Genomic DNA, 17368 nt, shown 5'->3' with positions numbered 1-17368 from the left:
TTATAGAATGAAATTTTATATGATAAAATTTCGCATTATTTTCAAGTATCGCGAATTATTCTATAATAAGCTCGTTCATAATTCTGTGAACGAGGTTGGAACCATTTGTCTAATCGCCCGCGCTCTCATCCTAAAGTTGAGTTCGGGCCTCGCATCCTATGAAGTTGAGTTCGGACCTCCAGAAAGCCCTGCGCTTCAGACTATATTGCGCCACACTGCGTGCGTCACTGCTATAGTCTTCCACCGGTGGCTTTCTGAGCGTCGGTCCTCTCATCCTATGAAGTCGAGTTCGATTGGGCAGACAGGTCTCCACTTCAGAGATATTTGCAGCGAGTTTCACTCGCTACTGCATGTCTCTTCCAGTGCTACCTGTCTAATCGCCCGCGCTCTCATCCTATGAAGTCGAGTTCGATTGGGCAGACAGGTCTCCACTTCAGAATAGTTTGCGTCACATTACATGTGCCACGGCACTATTCTTCCAGTGGTTAGGGCCAAAACGCTTTTTCTCACATCCTATAAAAAAAGGTTGAGGCGCAAATGCGCTTCAACCTTCTTCTTTATTTAATGTCACGTAGACATGTGGTTTGTGGGCCATGCCCACAACCATATAGGACTATTCATTGTTCATTAAACGATATCAAAAATTGCTAATTATTGACGATTGTTTTGTTCGCGTAATAAGTCACGAATTTCAGTTAATAATACTTCTTGGCTATCAACTAAAGCAACTTCGTCTTCTGCTGCTGCTGCTGCTGCTTCTTCTTTAGCAAATTGGCTCTTCAATGAAGCTACTGCTTTCATAACGAAGAACAATACTAAAGCAATGATTAAGAATGAGATGATTGCTTGGATGAAGTTACCAACTGTTAATACAGCTGAACCAACGTTTACTTTGATTGAAGTAAAGTCTGTAGATCCTAAAATCAAACCAACAAATGGCATAATAATGTCATTAACTAATGAGTTCACGATACCTGTAAAAGCTGTCGCCATTACAACCCCGATAGCCATATCTAATACGTTACCCCTAGCGATAAAATCGCGGAATTCTTTTAACATGTGTTTTTTCCCCCCTAAAATAAAATAAATATAATGAATAGTACATACTCATTAAATCATACGTATGAAAAAATGTAAAAAAAAAAAGCCAAAATTATACAAAAAAAGCACAATTTTGGTCTCATTCATTCAATATTGTATTAAAAATGGACATAATTGATAACGCCCAACCCAATCATTAAGATACTGACAGCCAAGTGTAATTTTCTATGCATGAAAAGAATGGCGACAAATTCGCGTACCCAGTTTAGCAAACGCTCGGGGAAATCGGCGCGTGCCCCCACACCGGACATCTGATACAAGCCCTCCATATTGGCGTACAACTGGCTACGATATAGATGATAAGACGAAGTCACGAAAACCGCTTTGACCGTCTGAATCTGCTTGGTGTTTGCCTTGATAATTTTCTTCGCATAGATAAAATTCTCATGCGTATTCGCTGCCTGACACTCCATCAAAATCGCCTCTTCTGGTACCCCATGATCCACCAGATATTTGGCCATAATCTTAGCCTCACTGATATCCGAATGCGTTCCCGTCGAGGTACCCGACACAATAATCTTCGGCACCTGTTGATAGTGAAACTGTTGCCGTCCAATATAATCCAGTGCCATATCCAAACGATTAACAAGCACCTTAGAAGGCTTGCCATGCTTGGACAATTGTTCCCCCAAAATTAAGACAAAATCCTGTTTCCCTTCATCTTCAAGCAAAGTTAGCCTCAGCGTCACCACCATATAATTGATAAAGGCGAGCACGAAATAGGTCATGGCAAATTGAAAAATACGGACAATCTCTTGATGGAAAAAACCACCCAAGAGGAAAGTCGCGATATATTGGAGCACTGTCCCGGCAATCAACACGGAAGCCAAGATTAAGCCCACGACCAGCTGTAGTTTCGAGCGTTCCACTGAGTAAACTTTCAAAGCATAGGATATCATACCAATACCGAAAATCAGGGTAAATAATGGTGCAATCAGACGAACCGTCCTGTCCAACCAGTAAAAGACATGTTGGAATACGGGATGATGATTAAAATTAGGGTCATTTAAGACCGCAATAAATAATATGATGAAACCCGCTAGAAATAGAAAATTATCAATCAAATTTCTAGGCGCGATAAAAAACATCAAGATAGCAATTAGAAATAATACGAGTGCTGCTAAATAAGCTATCATAGTGCCTCCTAGATTTCGTGGTATTTGGCGTAGACTTCCCGTTTGTTGATGCCTGTTTGTTTGGCTACCTGTTTGATAGCATCCTTGGTGGACATGTTTTCATGTGTTTCCCACCATTGAACTTGATCTTTAATAGGCATATCATCTAATGCTTCTTGCAGGAGACTTTCATCCGTTGACGGGTCATCGTTGCCTGCAATATAGAAGCATATTTCCCCTTTTATTGTTTTATTTTCGTCAAAATGACTCACCAAGTCAGCTAGGCTACCACGGGTGATTTCCTCAAATTTCTTGGTTAATTCACGCACGACTACTACTTGTCGGTCAGGGCCGAACGCTTCCTGGCAAGCTTCCAGTGTTTGTCCTAAACGGAAGGGTGATTCGTAAAACATCATGGTGTATGGGAAATTCACCAGATTGTCCAAGAATGCCTTTTTCTCAGATTTCTTACGCGGAAGGAAACCAATAAAGGCGAATTGATCGGTCGATAAACCGGAGGCGATCAAGCCGGTCAAAGCGGCGTTGGCACCTGGTAGCGGTACGACTGTTAGATTTGCTGCAATAGCTGCTTGCACCAATTCAAATCCCGGGTCGGAAATGGCTGGCATTCCGGCATCTGACACTTGAGCGATATTTTGACCAGCTTCAAGCATTTCGATAATTTGCGGAATCCGACTTTGGCTATTATGTTGATGATAAGACATTTGTCCTGTCGTGATATCAAAATGATTGAGCAATTTTTGTGTGTTGCGGGTGTCTTCGGCTAAAATGACGTCCACCGTTTTTAGGGTGTTGACGGCACGGAAGGTCATGTCTTCTAAGTTTCCAATGGGGGTTGGCACTAAAAAGAGTGTCCCTTTTGTCCCCTTGTCAGGCCCTGTAAATGAATGTTGAATTTGTAACACACTATCCCTCCTCATCTTGGTTTGTGGTGTCATCCGGCATAAAAGCTAAACTGCCCGCAAGACCCTCGTCCACTCGGTTTGTCCAAGCACTTGGTGGCCATACACGGGCAATGCCTTTATCACGGAGAAAGTTTTCTTTCTCACGCCGGGTAAATTGTTTGAATCGATATTCGGCTGACATAGCCTTCGACTTACTGGTGAAAGCCTTACTATACAGCATGTGGACCGGTCTACGATAGTCGGGTTGCGTATATTTAGCACCCTTCCCCCTATTATGTGCTGCTTCGCGTCGATCGGGATTCGTGGTATAGCCCGTATATAGGGTATTGTCACTGCATGCTAGGACATAGAAATAATGCAGCTTTTCTGACTTGATTGCTTCACTAATTTCTTCGCTAGTTTCTGCTTTAGTCGCCATAAATTAACCGTCTCATTTCAGGTGTGTAGGTATCTTCAGCCGTTTGCGTATAGAAAGGTGGCAAGACACGTAGTCCCTTATCATGGCCATCTTTCATAAATTCTAAGAGAATTGTTTTGGCTTCCTTACCCGGTTTTGGATAGATAAATTGTAATTTCTTCAATGTTAAACGGTACTTGTTGCCAAGAACAATCAATTCGCTCAATCGTTCAGGACGGTGTACGATATATAATTTACCCCTATTTCGTAAGACAAATTGTGCTTGTTGGAAAATATCCTCAGCCGTCATGGCTACTTCATGGCGGGCTAGCGTTTTCGCATCCAGGAGATTGACCTTTGATTCCTCGTAACGTTTGAAATAAGGTGGATTGCAGGTAACGATATCCATAGAATCCTTTGCGAAAACTGTATTCACCGCTTTTAAATCCATATTATGAATGGTAATTTGCTCATTTAAGCCATTATGCGTTACCGATCTGGCTGCCATATCAGCGACTTGCGGTTGAATCTCAATACCATGAATATGGGCATTTGTCTTTGCAGATAGTAATAAAGGAATGACCCCATTGCCCGTGCAAAAATCAGCAATCTGCTTAATGCGGCTAGACGATACTTGGGCAAAATGCGCCAATAAAATCGCGTCCACCGAAAAAGAAAAAGTCAGGTCGCTTTGAATAATTTCTAATGCTTGCGGAATCAAGGCATCGAACCGCTCACCGTCCAATAGTGTCACTTGATTCATTAAGCTTTGGCTCCTTCATTCTCACGTTCGCCATATAGGATATCCAGACAGAACATGCATTGTTCATCGTTACCACGGCGTTGACCGTAGGAAATATTACAAATATGGAAGCCGTCTTCATAAATGTTCATTAAATTTTGGCGCGCCTTAGACATCACTTGAGGAGTGCCATCGGTGTCGTCTTCAGTATGTTGTTTATTCTTAGCACTTAAATGATCATTTAAATCAGTCAACTCCTGTACGCGTTCACGCAAATAGAAATTTTCCATCTTTAAATTATGGGAAGAGATTAACAATTTATCCCACTCTGCATTGATCGTATCTAATTTGGCGATCATCGTGTGTAAGTCATTTTTTAGTAAAGCAATTTCATCTGCAACTTGGTGTTCATCCACTTACCCACACCCACTTTCTACGCTTATTTGTATACTTCTGGCAAAAATGCGCTAGCTTCTTACAACCGCAACATCTGCCCTTTTTCATCCTCAATGATACCACATGATGTGCTAGACCGACATGGTAAGTTGATTTTTGTTAGGGTCAATTATAGCACACCCGTTCGGTATTTTGGGGGCCAAACACGAGACAAAAATTCTTTTTTACGCTAGCTGTGGTAAAATATAGAATGAAAATATTGTTCACGTAACCCATATCCTAAGTATGACAGGAGTCACCCACATGAAACCATTTACCTTTGAAGATAGCTTTGTCCTTGCAGACACCTATGATGAAACAGAATTATATTATTTTATTGGTAACAGCAAGGTACCAAGTATGTACAACAACAACAAAATTGTCCTAGATTTTGTACCAAGCGCCGAAGAATTGGATATTCTAGAAGAAAACTTTCTAGATTATGCCTACGATTTAAATCTTTCATACTATAGCTTCGTTATGCCCATGAACCAATCTCTAAGCCCCGAACTCTTTGCCAGCATTGGTGAAGTTGGCTACCAATTAGCCATGACAAAATTAATGGTGCTTGATCCAAAAGACTTCAAAGGCAGCACAAAAGCTAAGGATACTTATGGCGACCGACTTGTTATCAAGGAAATTGACGAGAGCGATGCCCAAGCCTATATCGACTTCAATCAAATTCATGACCAGGCCATTGATGCTGAATTTGCTCAACAAAAACAAAATTACTACCCCTGGTTTTTGAACGAACACAATACCCACGCCCTTGCTGCTTTTGTTGATGGCAAGTTGGTTGGTCTAACAGATATTATCCGTCATGCACGTTCATACGAAATCGACAACTTCCAAGTCCTTGAAGCATATCAACGCCAAGGAATCGGTACATTGCTACAAGCTTGGGTTGTGGAAAAAGCATTAGCTGCTGGTAAGATGGTCATCTTGGTAGCCGATGCCGACGATTCTCCTTACGAAATGTACCGCAACCAAGGATATCAAGACGTCGGTATGGAAATCGAAATCTCGCGTAAAATCGAAGAACCCATAATCGCCGATATCCAAGTCTACCAAGCAGACCCTGTTGCTTACATGTTAGAAAATGAATAGGATGTGAGCAATAGCGTTCAGCCCTCAACTGGTGGAAGGTGAATGACGGTGATGACGGTAGTCATCGACTAGTTCATCTGAAGCAGGCAGAGGGCTGCTATTGCAAACTCAACTTCATAGGATGTGAGCGCGTGAGTTTAGACAGGTACCACTGGAGGAGATATGCAGTAGCGAGTGCAACTCGTTGCAAAGATCTCTGAAGTGGAGACCTGTCTGCCCAAGCGAACTCAACTTTAGGATGTGAGCCCCAGGTCCAAAACATCTAGCACTGATAGGCAGTCACTTGCGGGTGGCTGTTTTTTTGTTACTTGGTCAACTAGTTTCAAATATTTAGTTGACAATAAAAATACAAATTGCTAACCTTGTAGCATATGACATTCTCATGAAAGGAGCCTTTATGACTGTAAAAGCTGATTTACTTTCCTATTTATTAGATCATCCAGGGCATTTCTTTACTGGTCCAGATTTAGCCGATCACTTCCAAGTGAGCCGCAACGCAATTTGGAAAGCCGTCAAACAATTGGAAACAGATGGCTATGAAATCTTGCGTCATCCAAAAAATGGCTATGCCTTAGCTAAACGCAATCAGGCGATTGATCCCGAACAGATTCAGCATGGTTTACAGCAAGTTTGGCCTGAATTACAAGTCCATTTTCAGCAGTCAACTACGTCAACCAATGATTTGGGCCGGAAACATGCGACTGATTTCCCCAACCAACCAGCAATTTTCATTGCAAGTGAACAAACGGCGGGTCGTGGACGTCGTGGGCGCCCCTTCTATTCGGCACTGACACAAGGTTTGTATTTTTCCTTGGTCATCACGCCACCGGCAAATGCCGACAATGACTTGATTGCTTCCTTCACCATTGCATCCGCCTCTGCCTATGCACAAAGTCTGAATCCGTATCTAAGCGACGCCATTCAAATTAAATGGGTGAACGATTTGTTTTATCAAGGCAAAAAAGTCGTCGGCATTCTAACAGAGGCAACGTTTGACTTGGAAAGCCAAACGATTTCCCAACTAGTTATCGGCATTGGCTCCAACTTGGCTGGCGATTTTGCCAACGAGAATCCGGAAAACCAACATGTGGCTGGCACACTTTTTGGTGAACGCTTGCCTAGCAATTTCAATCCGAATGACCTGTTCGTTGACTTTCTGACAAGGTTTAAAGATTACTATGATCATCTGGCCGACCGTGCATTTCTAGCGTATTATCGTGAACACTTATTAGGTAAGGGCCAATGGGTGACTTATCAAGAAAATGGTCAGATTTTAAATGGCAAAATTCTTGGTGTAACCGATGCTGGGCACTTACGTATTGAAGATGATCATGGCCTTGAAAAGCATTTAGTTTCAGGCGAAGTCAGCTTTGGTAGTCAACAATTTGTTTAACAGCACAGGCGCACTTCTGTATTTGAACCTAGCTTTTAACATATAGGACCACCAGTGGTTGGCGGCCTTGAGGATAACTACCTACCACACATGTGGGTTTGGTGGGTATTTTATAGCATCTAGTTTTTTATTTTTACCAACGGTCAACCTATCTATAAAAACAGGTGACCAATACACACAAAAAGGAGAATTTTTATGCATACATCTACTACTTATAACTGGGTTTTGGCGGCTTTGATGGCGGTTATTACGCTCATTGCATCGTATATTGTGGTGCCGTTTGGTGCGATTCCGTTTACCTTACAAACGATGGTTGTTGTTCTAACTGGTTTGTTGTTGCCACGTAAATATGCTTTTGTGGCGATGTTTATTAATGCCATTTTGCTATTTATGATTAAAGGGGCCTTTGTCTACAGTCCGTCATATGGTTTCATCATCGGTTTTATCGTTGCGATGGTATTTGCGCGTGCAAACGGTAGTTTGAAAGATGAGACTTGGCAACAGTTTACCCTACGTGCACTGGGTATGAATGCTATTATCTACCTCTTTGGACTTGGTTACATGTACCTCGCTTTGAATTTCTTATTGAATACGCCAATTACTTGGGGACAAACGTTCATGTCCGGTATGATTGTCTTTATACCCACTGATATCATCAAAAATGTGGCTGCCATCGCCCTAGCCTTGGCCTTAAACAAACGCCTCGCTAAATAACATAAACAAAATGCAGGGGGAAAGTGTTCATCGCACTTTCCTCCTGCATTTTTCAATCTTGTTATTTTTTCCAAAAGGCTAGCACCAAATATTCCATTGCTGCTTGGGGGGCCACATTGGCTCTAATCATTCGTTGGGCTTTACCCACTAAGTGCAAACCCTTGGTAATCAAGGCCGCATCCAAATGTTTCAACATGGCCTGGTATTTCCCTAAATCATTTGGGAAAACCAATTTGTCCATCTGACTTTGGTCATCATTCGACCCTAGTTTTAAATACAACAGGTCATGAAAGTGGAAACCCACCAGATTCAACGCTTGAATCATAGCTTTACGGCTAGGTTTATCTTTGACCCAATCCGACTGGACCATGGTTAAACCTCGGGGATCACCCTTCACCATAAGGTCAATCCATTGAATCGATTGACCAATCTGCGTTTGAAAGGTTTCGTTGTCCGCCAAGTCCTTTGCCTCCTCAACATCATTGGTTAAGTATGACAGGGTCGTAGCCAAACTCGCCTTAATGCCAGCTGCCTCAAAAACTTGCTTCACCTGAGCTTTACGCAATTCAGGAAAATGAATCATTTGGCATCGGGATAAAATCGTTGGTAAAAGGGCATCCTGATTCGATGTAATTAAGAAAATATGCATATTTCATAGGGTTCTTCAATAAACTTCAACAAAGAATTTGCCGCACCCGTCGTCATTTTCTCTGCCTCATGAATAACAAAAATTTGATGGTTGCCTTCAGTAGACGACATAGACATCCGATGCTTCAATTCGCGCACTTGGTCGATTTTAATGGCATTAGATTCCGGTTTAGCCTTATCTTCCGATTGTTTGGCCTGCTCAATTTCTTCATCAGTTGCGAAAATATTCGCCTTGGTCTTATCATTTCCCTTATCGTCACCCGGGCGCACGTGCAAGACATCCGGATAATCTTCTCGTAAAATACGCACGCAGTGATTACATTCACCACAGGGTTGCCCTGTAATACTTGGGTTCAGACAGTTCAAACCGGCCGCTAAATACAAGGCCATATCTTCTTGACCGGCACCCATCATGCCCTCAAAAATATAGGCGTGACCTAAGCGATCGTTGGCCACAACACGGTCCATCATGGCAGTTAAATCGCCTTGTTTTTCAATAATATCAAATGCATTTAATCCCAATTGATGGACTCCTTTCTGCGCATATACACGAGCAAAACCTATGATTAGTTACTGAAAAATTGAGGGAAATGTGCTTGAACGATACGCAAGGCTTCTGCCTGCATGGCTTCTGGACTTTGGGTCGCATCAATCACTTGAATACGGTCTGGATATTGCGCACGCAAGACTTGATAGCCTTGGTGGACGCGTTGATGAAAATCAATGGTCTCCACATCCAAACGATTTTGGTCAGCTTGGCTACGATTGGCTTGAATGCGGCGAATGCCCTCCTCAGCCGAAATATCCAAATATAAAGTCAAATCAGGTTGACGACCATCCGTGGCGAAGGCATTAATCGCTAAGATACCCTCCTCACCAATTTCGCGACCATAACCTTGATAGGCAATGGACGAATCCACAAAACGGTCACACAAAACCAATTGACCTGCTGCTAAAGCCGGTAAAACAGTATGTACCAGATGTTGGCGACGACTAGCCGCGTACAACAAAGCCTCAGCTCGTGGGTCCAGGTCTGTATTGGCTGGATCCAAGATGATGCGTCGAATTTGTTCCGCAATCGGGTCGCCACCTGGTTCACGCGTCAAGATTAAGGGTACATTTAAACTTGCCTCTAACTTGGCAGTCAATCCATTAATCAGCGTTGTTTTCCCCGCACCATCTGGCCCTTCAACCGTAATAAACTTCCCTAGTAATTGCTCAGTATCCATAAAATATCCCCTAATTCCTTCCATTTTGGTCGCATCCGGCCTCGGACAATTTACATCCTATTGAATATCGCGACGCCCTTCTAAGGCACGAAGCAAGGTCATTTCATCCGCATACTCAATATCACTACCCACAGATAAACCATACGCAATTCGTGTAACCTTTATACCAGCTGGCTTAATCAAACGAGACAAATACGTTGCCGTCGCCTCACCCTCAGCAGTTGCATTGGTCGCCACGATTACTTCCTCAACTGCTTCCTCTTGCAAACGCACCAACAAGGGCTGAATATTCAAATCCTCTGGCCCAGTTCCTTCCATCGGTGACAGCACACCATGTAGCACATGATACAAACCATGATACTCGCGCATCCGTTCCATAGACACCACATCACGCACCTGCTCCACTACAAGAATACGCGTCCGGTCACGCCCTTCATCCGCGCAAATCTCACACGGATCAGACTGCGTAATGTTGCCACACACCGAACAATACCGAGCTCACGTTTGGCATCCACCAAAGCCGATGCAAACTGCAATACGTCCGCTTCTGGCATATCCAACACAAAGAAAGCAAGGCGCGAAGCCGTTTTGGCCCCAATACCTGGCAACTTACTAAAACTATCAATCAACTTGGCAATTGGTTCTGGATACTGCATCTTAACTCTCCCACCTACTACTTACGAACGCTTTGAAAAATATCACCCTTCACTAAGGCACAGACCAATTCAGCCGACTGAACCCACCTACGACACCCCGCCGCAAGCCCGCTAACTCCTGCGAGCAACAAGAAAAATACCATGCGTAGTCAAACCTACCCATGGTAAAGACGGTCATCTAGATACGCCTGTGGCCTTATGTATTAAAGACCTGGGATACCTTTTGTATATTTGCCCATTGTGTTTGCTGTTTCAGCATCCACTTTTGCTAGGCCATCATTGACTGCAGCCAACAATAAATCTTGTAACATGTCGACGTCTTCTGGGTCAACCGCTTCTGGATTAATATTGATTGCTTTCAAACGACGGTCACCTGTAACCGTAACTTTAATCATGCCTGAAGGTTCAGAACCTTGAAACTCTTTTGTTTCTAAGTTTTTTGTTCTTTTTCCATTTCTTCTTGTAATTTTTGCATTTTACGCATCATTTGTTGCATATTTGCCATTCCGCCTGCCATATTCGACACTCCTTTTTTATTCGTTTTATATTTTATACGTTAATCTAATCGTCTACTATTGTAACATTTTCTTTGCCAAATAGTGAAACAGCTTGGTCCACTTGGTCTTGACGAATGCGTGCCTCTTCATCTTCGAGGCCATCCACAGCCATAGCTTCGTTAATTGCATCACTGTCTTGGCTAAAGGCTTCCGCATCTGACGCAGAACCCTTGTCCGCGACTGTAGCCGCATCGTCGCCTACTAAATCACTTAAACCGCCATTCTTCATCGCTTTGACATATGTTTGGCGCGCTTCTTGCCATTGGTCACTCGTTAAATAGTACATTTTGGTTGGGTGACCCAAGCGATTAGACAACATTTGTTCAATCTGACGTCTGGTTTCTTCATCATCGTCTACCTTCTTACACAAGACTTCATAATCGAAACGCACCACAAAAGCCGTTGGTGATGCCGCAGCTGGGAAAGTTGCCTTCAACATAGCTGCTTGCATGCCAGGTAGACTGGCAATCAATTCTTCCCATAAAGAAGAGACATCATTCAGATCTTTCTTGGTGGCTTGATTTAAGACTTGGAAAACTTTCGTTAAGTTTGGTGTAAATCCGGTTGTATTAGAACGTTTAACCGGTCTATTTGCTGGCGTTGGTTTTGCCGCTTGGCCTTGGCCATTTTGTAATTGGCTAGATAAGCTAGCTACCTGTTCTTGAAGATCAGCAATCACCTGACTAATATGTGTTGGCAGTTCATGTGCTACTGGGACAGCTTGATTATTGGCACCAGCGTCTACTGATAGACGACCTGCTTTACTAGCGCCACCCTTTTGACATAATTGTACGGTCGCAACTTCTAGATAAATACTTGCTTGCACGGTGTAGCGGATTTCAGCCTGGGTTTCTTTGAAGACGTCCATCATTTGATAGAGGAGGGCCACATCGATTTCCTTGGCTAGGGCATAGAAGCTGGTATCATAACGTTGCGTCAGACTTTCTACGGCATCGGTTCCGCCTCCGATTTCCTTGGCGATAAGTAAATCACGCACGAAAATCAGTTGCTCTTCGACGAAACGGGCTGCTTCTTGGCCGCTATCAAGTAGTTTGTGTAGGTCAGCTAAAGCGACTGTGACATCACCGTCAGATAGGGCCTTGGTATAGTGAATTAATTCTTCTTCAGACAGAACGCCTGTGACTTGACGACTCGTTTCCAAGGTAATGGTACCCTCAGAGAAGGATATGACCTGGTCTAGAAGTGATAGGGCGTCACGCATCCCACCATTGGCTGCACGTGCGATGACTGCTAGGGCGCCATCTTCGTATTGAATATTATCTTGTGCCAATATATAGGCCATGCGATTTTCAATGTCTTGATGGGAAATTCGTTTGAAATCAAATCGTTGGGTCCGAGAAATAATGGTTGCTGGTATCTTATGAATTTCAGTGGTTGCTAAGATGAACAGCACGTTTGCTGGCGGTTCCTCCAAGGTCTTCAATAAGGCGTTAAAAGCGCCTGTTGAAAGCATGTGGACCTCATCGATAATATAGACTTTATAGGCTGCTTCTGTGGGTGCATAACGGACGTTCTCACGAATGTCGCGCATTTCATCTACCCCATTGTTTGAGGCAGCATCGATTTCAATCACGTCAGACAAACTGCCGGCATTGATTGCTTTACAGATTTCACATTGATTACATGGTTCACCATCGACTTGATTTGGACAGTTGATGGCTTTAGAGACAATCTTAGCTGCACTCGTTTTCCCAGTTCCTCTAGGACCGGTAAACAAGTAAGCATGACTCATTTTGCCGGTTTTTACGGCGTTTTGTAGGGTATGGGCTACTGCTTCTTGCCCCACAATATCACCAAATGTTTGTGGTCGCCAAACGCGGTATAATGCTTGATAACTCATTGTTGTCTCCTCTCGTAACGGTTTTTAATCATCTCGAACATTATACCATGAATGTACGGGTCACTGCACGACTTGTCTATCTAGACTTCGATTATAGAAGATTGAGAAAAGTTGTAAAAAATTACAGGAAAAGCCTTTTTACACGTGCCTTTCTGACCAAATCATGTATAATGAGTAACGTTACAATAAATTATTCCCGATAGGTTTGCGCGTTCGCAAAGATTCCTTGTAACCATAAAATTTATATTTTGGGGGAAACAAAATGAATAAACGACTATTTACTTCTGAGTCAGTTACAGAAGGTCATCCAGATAAGGTCGCTGACCAAATCTCCGATGCCATTCTTGACGCGATTCTAGCACAAGATCCACAAGCACGTGTTGCCTGTGAAACTGCCGTTAATACAGGACTTGTCCTTATTTTCGGGGAAGTCACTACGACAGCATATGTTGATATCCAAAAAATCGTCCGCGATACCATTCGCCGTATCGGATACCACTCAGGCCAATTTGGCTTTGACGCTGATTCCGTTGCCGTATTAGTATCTCTTGATGAACAATCTCCAGACATTGCACAAGGTGTAGATGATGCTATCGAAACACGTGAGAACGGTGAAGACAGCAACAAACTTATCGGTGCTGGTGACCAAGGTATCATGTTTGGTTACGCAACTGATGAAACACCTGAATTTATGCCCGTTGCTATCGCCCTAAGTCATCGTCTATCTCGTCAATTAGCCAAAGTCCGTAAAGACGGTACGATTGACTATTTAGGACCAGATGGAAAAACACAAGTAACCATCGAATACGATGAAAATAATCAACCACAACGTGTTGATACAATTGTTATCTCAACCCAACATAAAGCAGGCATTGAACTTGATCAAATTCGCCAAGATGTGATCAAACATGTCGTAGACCCAATTATTCCAGCCGCTTGGTTAGACGAAAATACACGTTATTTCATCAACCCAACTGGTAAATTTGTTTCTGGTGGTCCAGAAGCTGACTCTGGTTTAACTGGTCGTAAAATTATCGTCGATACATACGGCGGTGCCGCTCACCATGGTGGTGGTGCTTTCTCAGGTAAAGATGCAACTAAAGTGGACCGTTCAGCTTCTTATGCAGCTCGTTACATTGCGAAGAACATTGTAGCTGCTGGCTTGGCCCACAAAGTGGAAATCCAATTAGCCTATGCAATCGGTGTTGCTGAACCTGTTTCAATCGCCATCGATACTTATGGTACTAGCCAATTATCTGAAACCGAATTGGTAGCACTCGTTCGTAATAACTTTGACCTAACACCAAATGGGATTATTGATATGTTGTCATTACGTCGTCCAATCTTCAGCAAAACTGCTGCATACGGTCACTTTGGCCGTGATGATGAAGACTTCACATGGGAACGTACAGATAAAGTAGCACAATTACAAAAATAACAACATGAAAAACGGATGGAACGCTTGGTTCCATCCGTTTTTTGTTCTATAAAAGATTTTAAGCATCAGTTGTGTTTATTCTGCTATTTCTTTCATCAGGATATAGTCCACTTGCCGGTCGTCCCCCACCATAAAGACATGTTCTCCTCTACGCTTAAAACCATTCTTTTGATAGAATTTCATTGCATTTGCGTTTTTTTCCCAAACTCCGAGCCATACATGGGTTAAGCCCTTTGACTTCGCTGTTTCAATAGCATGTGTCATCAAAAGTTGACCAATACCACGACGTTTAAAAGTAGGGCGGACATAAATGCGTTCAATTTCCAAGGTGGCTTCATCGAATACTTCTGTCTGCGCGTCTTCCCAATTTAATTTTAAATAGGCGACTATTTCAGCAGTAGCTGAATTTTTGACAAAATAGAATGCGCTGTTCTCGTTAGTAAGCTCATTGCTTAGTTTAGCTTGATCGTAATTTGTTTCAAGATAGACGGCCAAATCTTCTGGTGTATTGTATGAACCAAAAGTATCCGTGAATGTTTCAATACTAATTGCACGCAATGCGTCTAAGTCTTCAAGATTTAATTGTGCCAAGATATAATTTCCCATATACTACCTCTTCCGTATAGCCATTTTGATGATGTTGAATGACTTTAGGCTACCTTAATTTCGCCCTTATTTCAATAAAAGGATAAGAAAAAAGCATCCCATACGAGATGCTTTTTTTATATATGCCGGCTAAAGGACTTGAACCCTCGACCCTCTGATTACAAATCAGATGCTCTACCAACTGAGCTAAGCCGGCCTATATATTATTCATAAAGAATATGACCCGTGTAGGATTCGAACCTACGACCCACTGATTAAAAGTCAGTTGCTCTACCAACTGAGCTAACGAGTCATGGTGGAGGATGAGGGGCTCGAACCCCCGACATCCTGCTTGTAAGGCAGACGCTCTCCCAGCTGAGCTAATCCTCCATCACGTGTTGCATTTGTTTAAGACAACTATTAAATAATAGCATCTGTTTTCGATACTGTCAACACGATTTCACTAGTTTTTTTGATTTTTCTCAAAAAAATAGCACTTTTTTGAAAAAATAACGTATATATAAGGTGAAGGGAGTGAAATCCATGTTTTATATGTTATATTACGCCATTCTCGGCCTCTTATTCGCCTGCTTCGCATCATTTTTTATGGTGGTGGGCGCGCGTACCGTCCAAAATCAATCTTTTATCATCAGTCGCTCTCATTGTGACCATTGCCAAACTAGTATTCCAACATATGCGCTAATCCCCGTTCTGGGCTACCTACTCTCAAAAGGACGCTGCTATCATTGCCAGCAAAGCATCCCAATCAAGTATCCCATTTGCGAGGGTTATTTTGCCATCTTTAGTCTAATACTATACATCACGCACCCGCTAGCAGATGCTGTATTTCTCATCAGCTATTTCGCCATCCTCACCATCATGGCTGCTAGCGATTGGACTGACCAATGGATTCCCGACCGTTTTCAAATCCTACTCCTATTTTTTGTCGTGGGCCAATTCAGCGTACATCCTAGTGGTCGCATCCTCACCCATAGCCTCTTTGCTGTCGGGATAGGCCTCTTATTCCTTCTACTCAACCTCCACTTCACCAATGGTATTGGCGGGGGTGACATTAAAACCATCTCCATCCTGGCGCTAGCCCTTGGACCCTATCAAACTGCTTGGTTGCTGTTTCTTGCCACAAGTTTCATCCTCTGCCACATTATCGTACTCAAGTATCGGGGCTATCCGCTGCCCAGAGGTTTTCCTTTTTTACCCTATCTCTTCTTTGCCTATCCTCTAATCTTCTATATACTGTAAGTAACAACAATAGATTGCGAGGGACCGATATGCAGATACCACATACATTTATTCAGGGTAAATTTGATGATCCGAACCAATGTGAGGACGCTATATTCTATAACGATCACTTCGTCGCTATTATCGATGGTGTCACTGCTAAGTCTGATTATCGTTATGAGGGCTTGAAAACTGGGAAAATAGCGTCCACGATTATTAAAACATATTTAGCGACTGTGGACTCAACTGCCACTATCCAAGAAATCATTCATGGAGTCAACACGGCATATGAAGACCACTTCTACAGCAAAGTCGATTTTCCTTTGGACGGCGTGTCTCATGGTCCCCAAGCGGCGATGATTCTATACAGTCATTTCCATCATCAAATCTACATTATCGGTGATTCACAAGCCTTAGTTAACGGACAACTGCATACCCAACCTAAAGCCTCTGACGAGATTTTAAGCAACTTCCGCTCTCTAGTCTTACATATCGACCCAAGTCAGCATGAGGAAGCCCGAGCGGCCATATTACCCTATTTAATTTCCAGCAATATCTTTGCCAACACGACTGGCACGCGCTTTGGGTATTCGGTTTTAAACGGCCAAGAAATTCCAGATGACTTAATCAAAGTGATTGATGTTCATGACGGAGATCATATTATCTTTACGTCAGATGGTTATCCCACAATTAAAGAAAATTTTGCAGCTACGGAAGCCTATTTGCAACATATCTTAACAAGCGATCCAGATTTAATTACAGCATATCTTTCCACCAAAGGTTTGCAAGCAGGACAAGTATCCTTTGATGATCGTTCATATATCGAGTTTACTGTGTAACAAAAATCTGCACAAAAAAGCACCTGTCACTAGGTGCTTTTTTGCGTTGGTCCTCTCATCCTAAGCAGTCGAGTTCGCTTGGGCAGGCAGGTCTCCACTTCAGAGATATTTGCAGCGAGTTTCACTCGCTACTGCATATCTCTTCCAGTGCTACCTGTCTAAATGCCCCCCCCCCGCTCACATCCTAAACAAAATAAAAAACCTTAGGCACTATAGTGGACCCAAAAAGTTAGACTAAATTTTATGAGAGTTGACCGAATGGTCAGCTCTTTTTTAATACATGCAATTTGGCTTAATTCCTGTTGTCGACAATACTTCTCATAAATTTCAATCTGTCAAGAGTAGTAGCGGAGCGACTCTTGATAGATTGAAACTTTATGTGAAAC

17 protein-coding genes, 3 tRNA genes, 2 pseudogenes and 1 riboswitch are annotated in these 17368 nt (G+C 42.8%); of the genes and pseudogenes, 6 read left to right on the top strand and 16 right to left on the bottom strand.

Going from position 1 to position 17368, the window contains the following annotated elements; genetic code table 11:
- Positions 1-651: 651 nt before the first annotated feature.
- From mscL to B9P78_RS02560, 6 genes are all read right to left on the bottom strand, one after another.
- Positions 652-1059, bottom strand: coding sequence for a large conductance mechanosensitive channel protein MscL (gene mscL / locus B9P78_RS02585; protein WP_094518006.1), 408 nt, complete (start codon positions 1057-1059; stop codon positions 652-654).
- A gap of 140 nt (positions 1060-1199) precedes the next feature.
- Positions 1200-2237, bottom strand: coding sequence for a YdcF family protein (locus B9P78_RS02580; RefSeq protein ID WP_094518005.1), 1038 nt, complete (start codon positions 2235-2237; stop codon positions 1200-1202).
- Between the two features lie 8 nt (positions 2238-2245).
- Complete coding sequence (gene rsmI / locus B9P78_RS02575; RefSeq protein WP_094518042.1) at positions 2246-3157, bottom strand: 16S rRNA (cytidine(1402)-2'-O)-methyltransferase; 912 nt, start codon at positions 3155-3157, stop codon at positions 2246-2248.
- Positions 3144-3560, bottom strand: a complete 417-nt coding sequence (locus tag B9P78_RS02570) for a GIY-YIG nuclease family protein (protein ID WP_094518004.1) — start codon at positions 3558-3560, stop codon at positions 3144-3146. The genes rsmI and B9P78_RS02570 overlap by 14 nt, the downstream gene beginning before the upstream one ends.
- The gene (locus B9P78_RS02565) at positions 3550-4302 is read right to left on the bottom strand and encodes a tRNA1(Val) (adenine(37)-N6)-methyltransferase (RefSeq protein ID WP_094518003.1); all 753 of its coding nucleotides are present in this window, start codon (positions 4300-4302) and stop codon (positions 3550-3552) included. The genes B9P78_RS02570 and B9P78_RS02565 overlap by 11 nt, the downstream gene beginning before the upstream one ends.
- Complete coding sequence (locus B9P78_RS02560) at positions 4302-4697, bottom strand: initiation control protein YabA (RefSeq protein ID WP_094518002.1); 396 nt, start codon at positions 4695-4697, stop codon at positions 4302-4304. Before B9P78_RS02560 ends, B9P78_RS02565 begins: the two co-directional genes overlap by 1 nt.
- Positions 4698-4980: 283 nt before the next feature.
- Between B9P78_RS02560 and B9P78_RS02555 the strand changes: the two genes are divergently transcribed.
- From B9P78_RS02555 to B9P78_RS02545, 3 genes are all read left to right on the top strand, one after another.
- Positions 4981-5823, top strand: a complete 843-nt coding sequence (locus tag B9P78_RS02555) for a GNAT family N-acetyltransferase (protein WP_094518001.1) — start codon at positions 4981-4983, stop codon at positions 5821-5823.
- A gap of 397 nt (positions 5824-6220) precedes the next feature.
- Positions 6221-7216: a biotin--[acetyl-CoA-carboxylase] ligase gene (locus tag B9P78_RS02550; protein WP_094518000.1), complete on the top strand. Its 996-nt coding sequence runs from the start codon at positions 6221-6223 to the stop codon at positions 7214-7216.
- Positions 7217-7411: 195 nt separating this feature from the next.
- The gene (locus B9P78_RS02545) at positions 7412-7930 is read left to right on the top strand and encodes a biotin transporter BioY (RefSeq protein ID WP_094517999.1); all 519 of its coding nucleotides are present in this window, start codon (positions 7412-7414) and stop codon (positions 7928-7930) included.
- Between the two features lie 61 nt (positions 7931-7991).
- Here the strand turns inward: B9P78_RS02545 and B9P78_RS10480 are convergent, their stop codons facing one another.
- The 6 genes and pseudogenes from B9P78_RS10480 to dnaX all read right to left on the bottom strand — a co-directional run bounded on the left by B9P78_RS10480 (position 7992) and on the right by dnaX (position 12881).
- A complete protein-coding gene (locus B9P78_RS10480; protein ID WP_255377062.1) occupies positions 7992-8579 on the bottom strand; it encodes a hypothetical protein in 588 nt (195 codons plus the stop codon).
- A complete protein-coding gene (locus tag B9P78_RS10475) occupies positions 8564-9100 on the bottom strand; it encodes a hypothetical protein (protein WP_255377061.1) in 537 nt (178 codons plus the stop codon). Before B9P78_RS10475 ends, B9P78_RS10480 begins: the two co-directional genes overlap by 16 nt.
- A 44-nt stretch (positions 9101-9144) precedes the next feature.
- The gene (gene tmk / locus B9P78_RS02535; RefSeq protein WP_094517998.1) at positions 9145-9807 is read right to left on the bottom strand and encodes a dTMP kinase; all 663 of its coding nucleotides are present in this window, start codon (positions 9805-9807) and stop codon (positions 9145-9147) included.
- A 57-nt stretch (positions 9808-9864) separates the two neighbouring features.
- Positions 9865-10463, bottom strand: a pseudogene (recR, locus tag B9P78_RS02530) (recombination mediator RecR).
- A gap of 203 nt (positions 10464-10666) precedes the next feature.
- A pseudogene (locus tag B9P78_RS02525) lies at positions 10667-10980 on the bottom strand (YbaB/EbfC family nucleoid-associated protein).
- 44 nt (positions 10981-11024) lie between these two features.
- Positions 11025-12881, bottom strand: a complete 1857-nt coding sequence (gene dnaX / locus B9P78_RS02520; RefSeq protein ID WP_094517997.1) for a DNA polymerase III subunit gamma/tau — start codon at positions 12879-12881, stop codon at positions 11025-11027.
- A gap of 175 nt (positions 12882-13056) precedes the next feature.
- Positions 13057-13146: riboswitch (SMK box riboswitch) on the top strand.
- On the opposite strand from dnaX, the gene metK reads away from it, so the two are divergent.
- Positions 13144-14319 (top strand): methionine adenosyltransferase, encoded by a 1176-nt coding sequence (metK, locus tag B9P78_RS02515; RefSeq protein ID WP_094517996.1) that lies wholly within the window; start codon positions 13144-13146, stop codon positions 14317-14319. (Overlaps the previous riboswitch by 3 nt.)
- A 75-nt stretch (positions 14320-14394) precedes the next feature.
- Here the strand turns inward: metK and B9P78_RS02510 are convergent, their stop codons facing one another.
- The 4 genes from B9P78_RS02510 to B9P78_RS02495 all read right to left on the bottom strand — a co-directional run bounded on the left by B9P78_RS02510 (position 14395) and on the right by B9P78_RS02495 (position 15294).
- Positions 14395-14925: a GNAT family N-acetyltransferase gene (locus tag B9P78_RS02510; RefSeq protein ID WP_094517995.1), complete on the bottom strand. Its 531-nt coding sequence runs from the start codon at positions 14923-14925 to the stop codon at positions 14395-14397.
- A 123-nt stretch (positions 14926-15048) separates the two neighbouring features.
- Positions 15049-15121: transfer RNA gene (locus B9P78_RS02505), tRNA-Thr, on the bottom strand.
- A gap of 23 nt (positions 15122-15144) precedes the next feature.
- Positions 15145-15217, bottom strand: a tRNA-Lys gene (locus B9P78_RS02500).
- Between the two features lies 1 nt (position 15218).
- Positions 15219-15294: transfer RNA gene (locus B9P78_RS02495), tRNA-Val, on the bottom strand.
- Positions 15295-15447: 153 nt separating this feature from the next.
- On the opposite strand from B9P78_RS02495, the gene B9P78_RS02490 reads away from it, so the two are divergent.
- Both B9P78_RS02490 and B9P78_RS02485 read left to right on the top strand, forming a co-directional pair.
- Entirely contained in the window at positions 15448-16164 is a 717-nt protein-coding gene (locus B9P78_RS02490; RefSeq protein ID WP_094517994.1) for an A24 family peptidase, read from the top strand.
- 29 nt (positions 16165-16193) lie between these two features.
- Positions 16194-16982: a hypothetical protein gene (locus B9P78_RS02485; RefSeq protein ID WP_094517993.1), complete on the top strand. Its 789-nt coding sequence runs from the start codon at positions 16194-16196 to the stop codon at positions 16980-16982.
- Positions 16983-17368 lie beyond the last annotated feature (386 nt).

The organism is Aerococcus sp. 1KP-2016, assembly GCF_002252085.1.
Taxonomy (GTDB): domain Bacteria; phylum Bacillota; class Bacilli; order Lactobacillales; family Aerococcaceae; genus Aerococcus.
The sequence above is the reverse complement of the archived record's forward strand: the minus strand, read 5'-3'. Positions and strand labels throughout refer to the sequence as shown.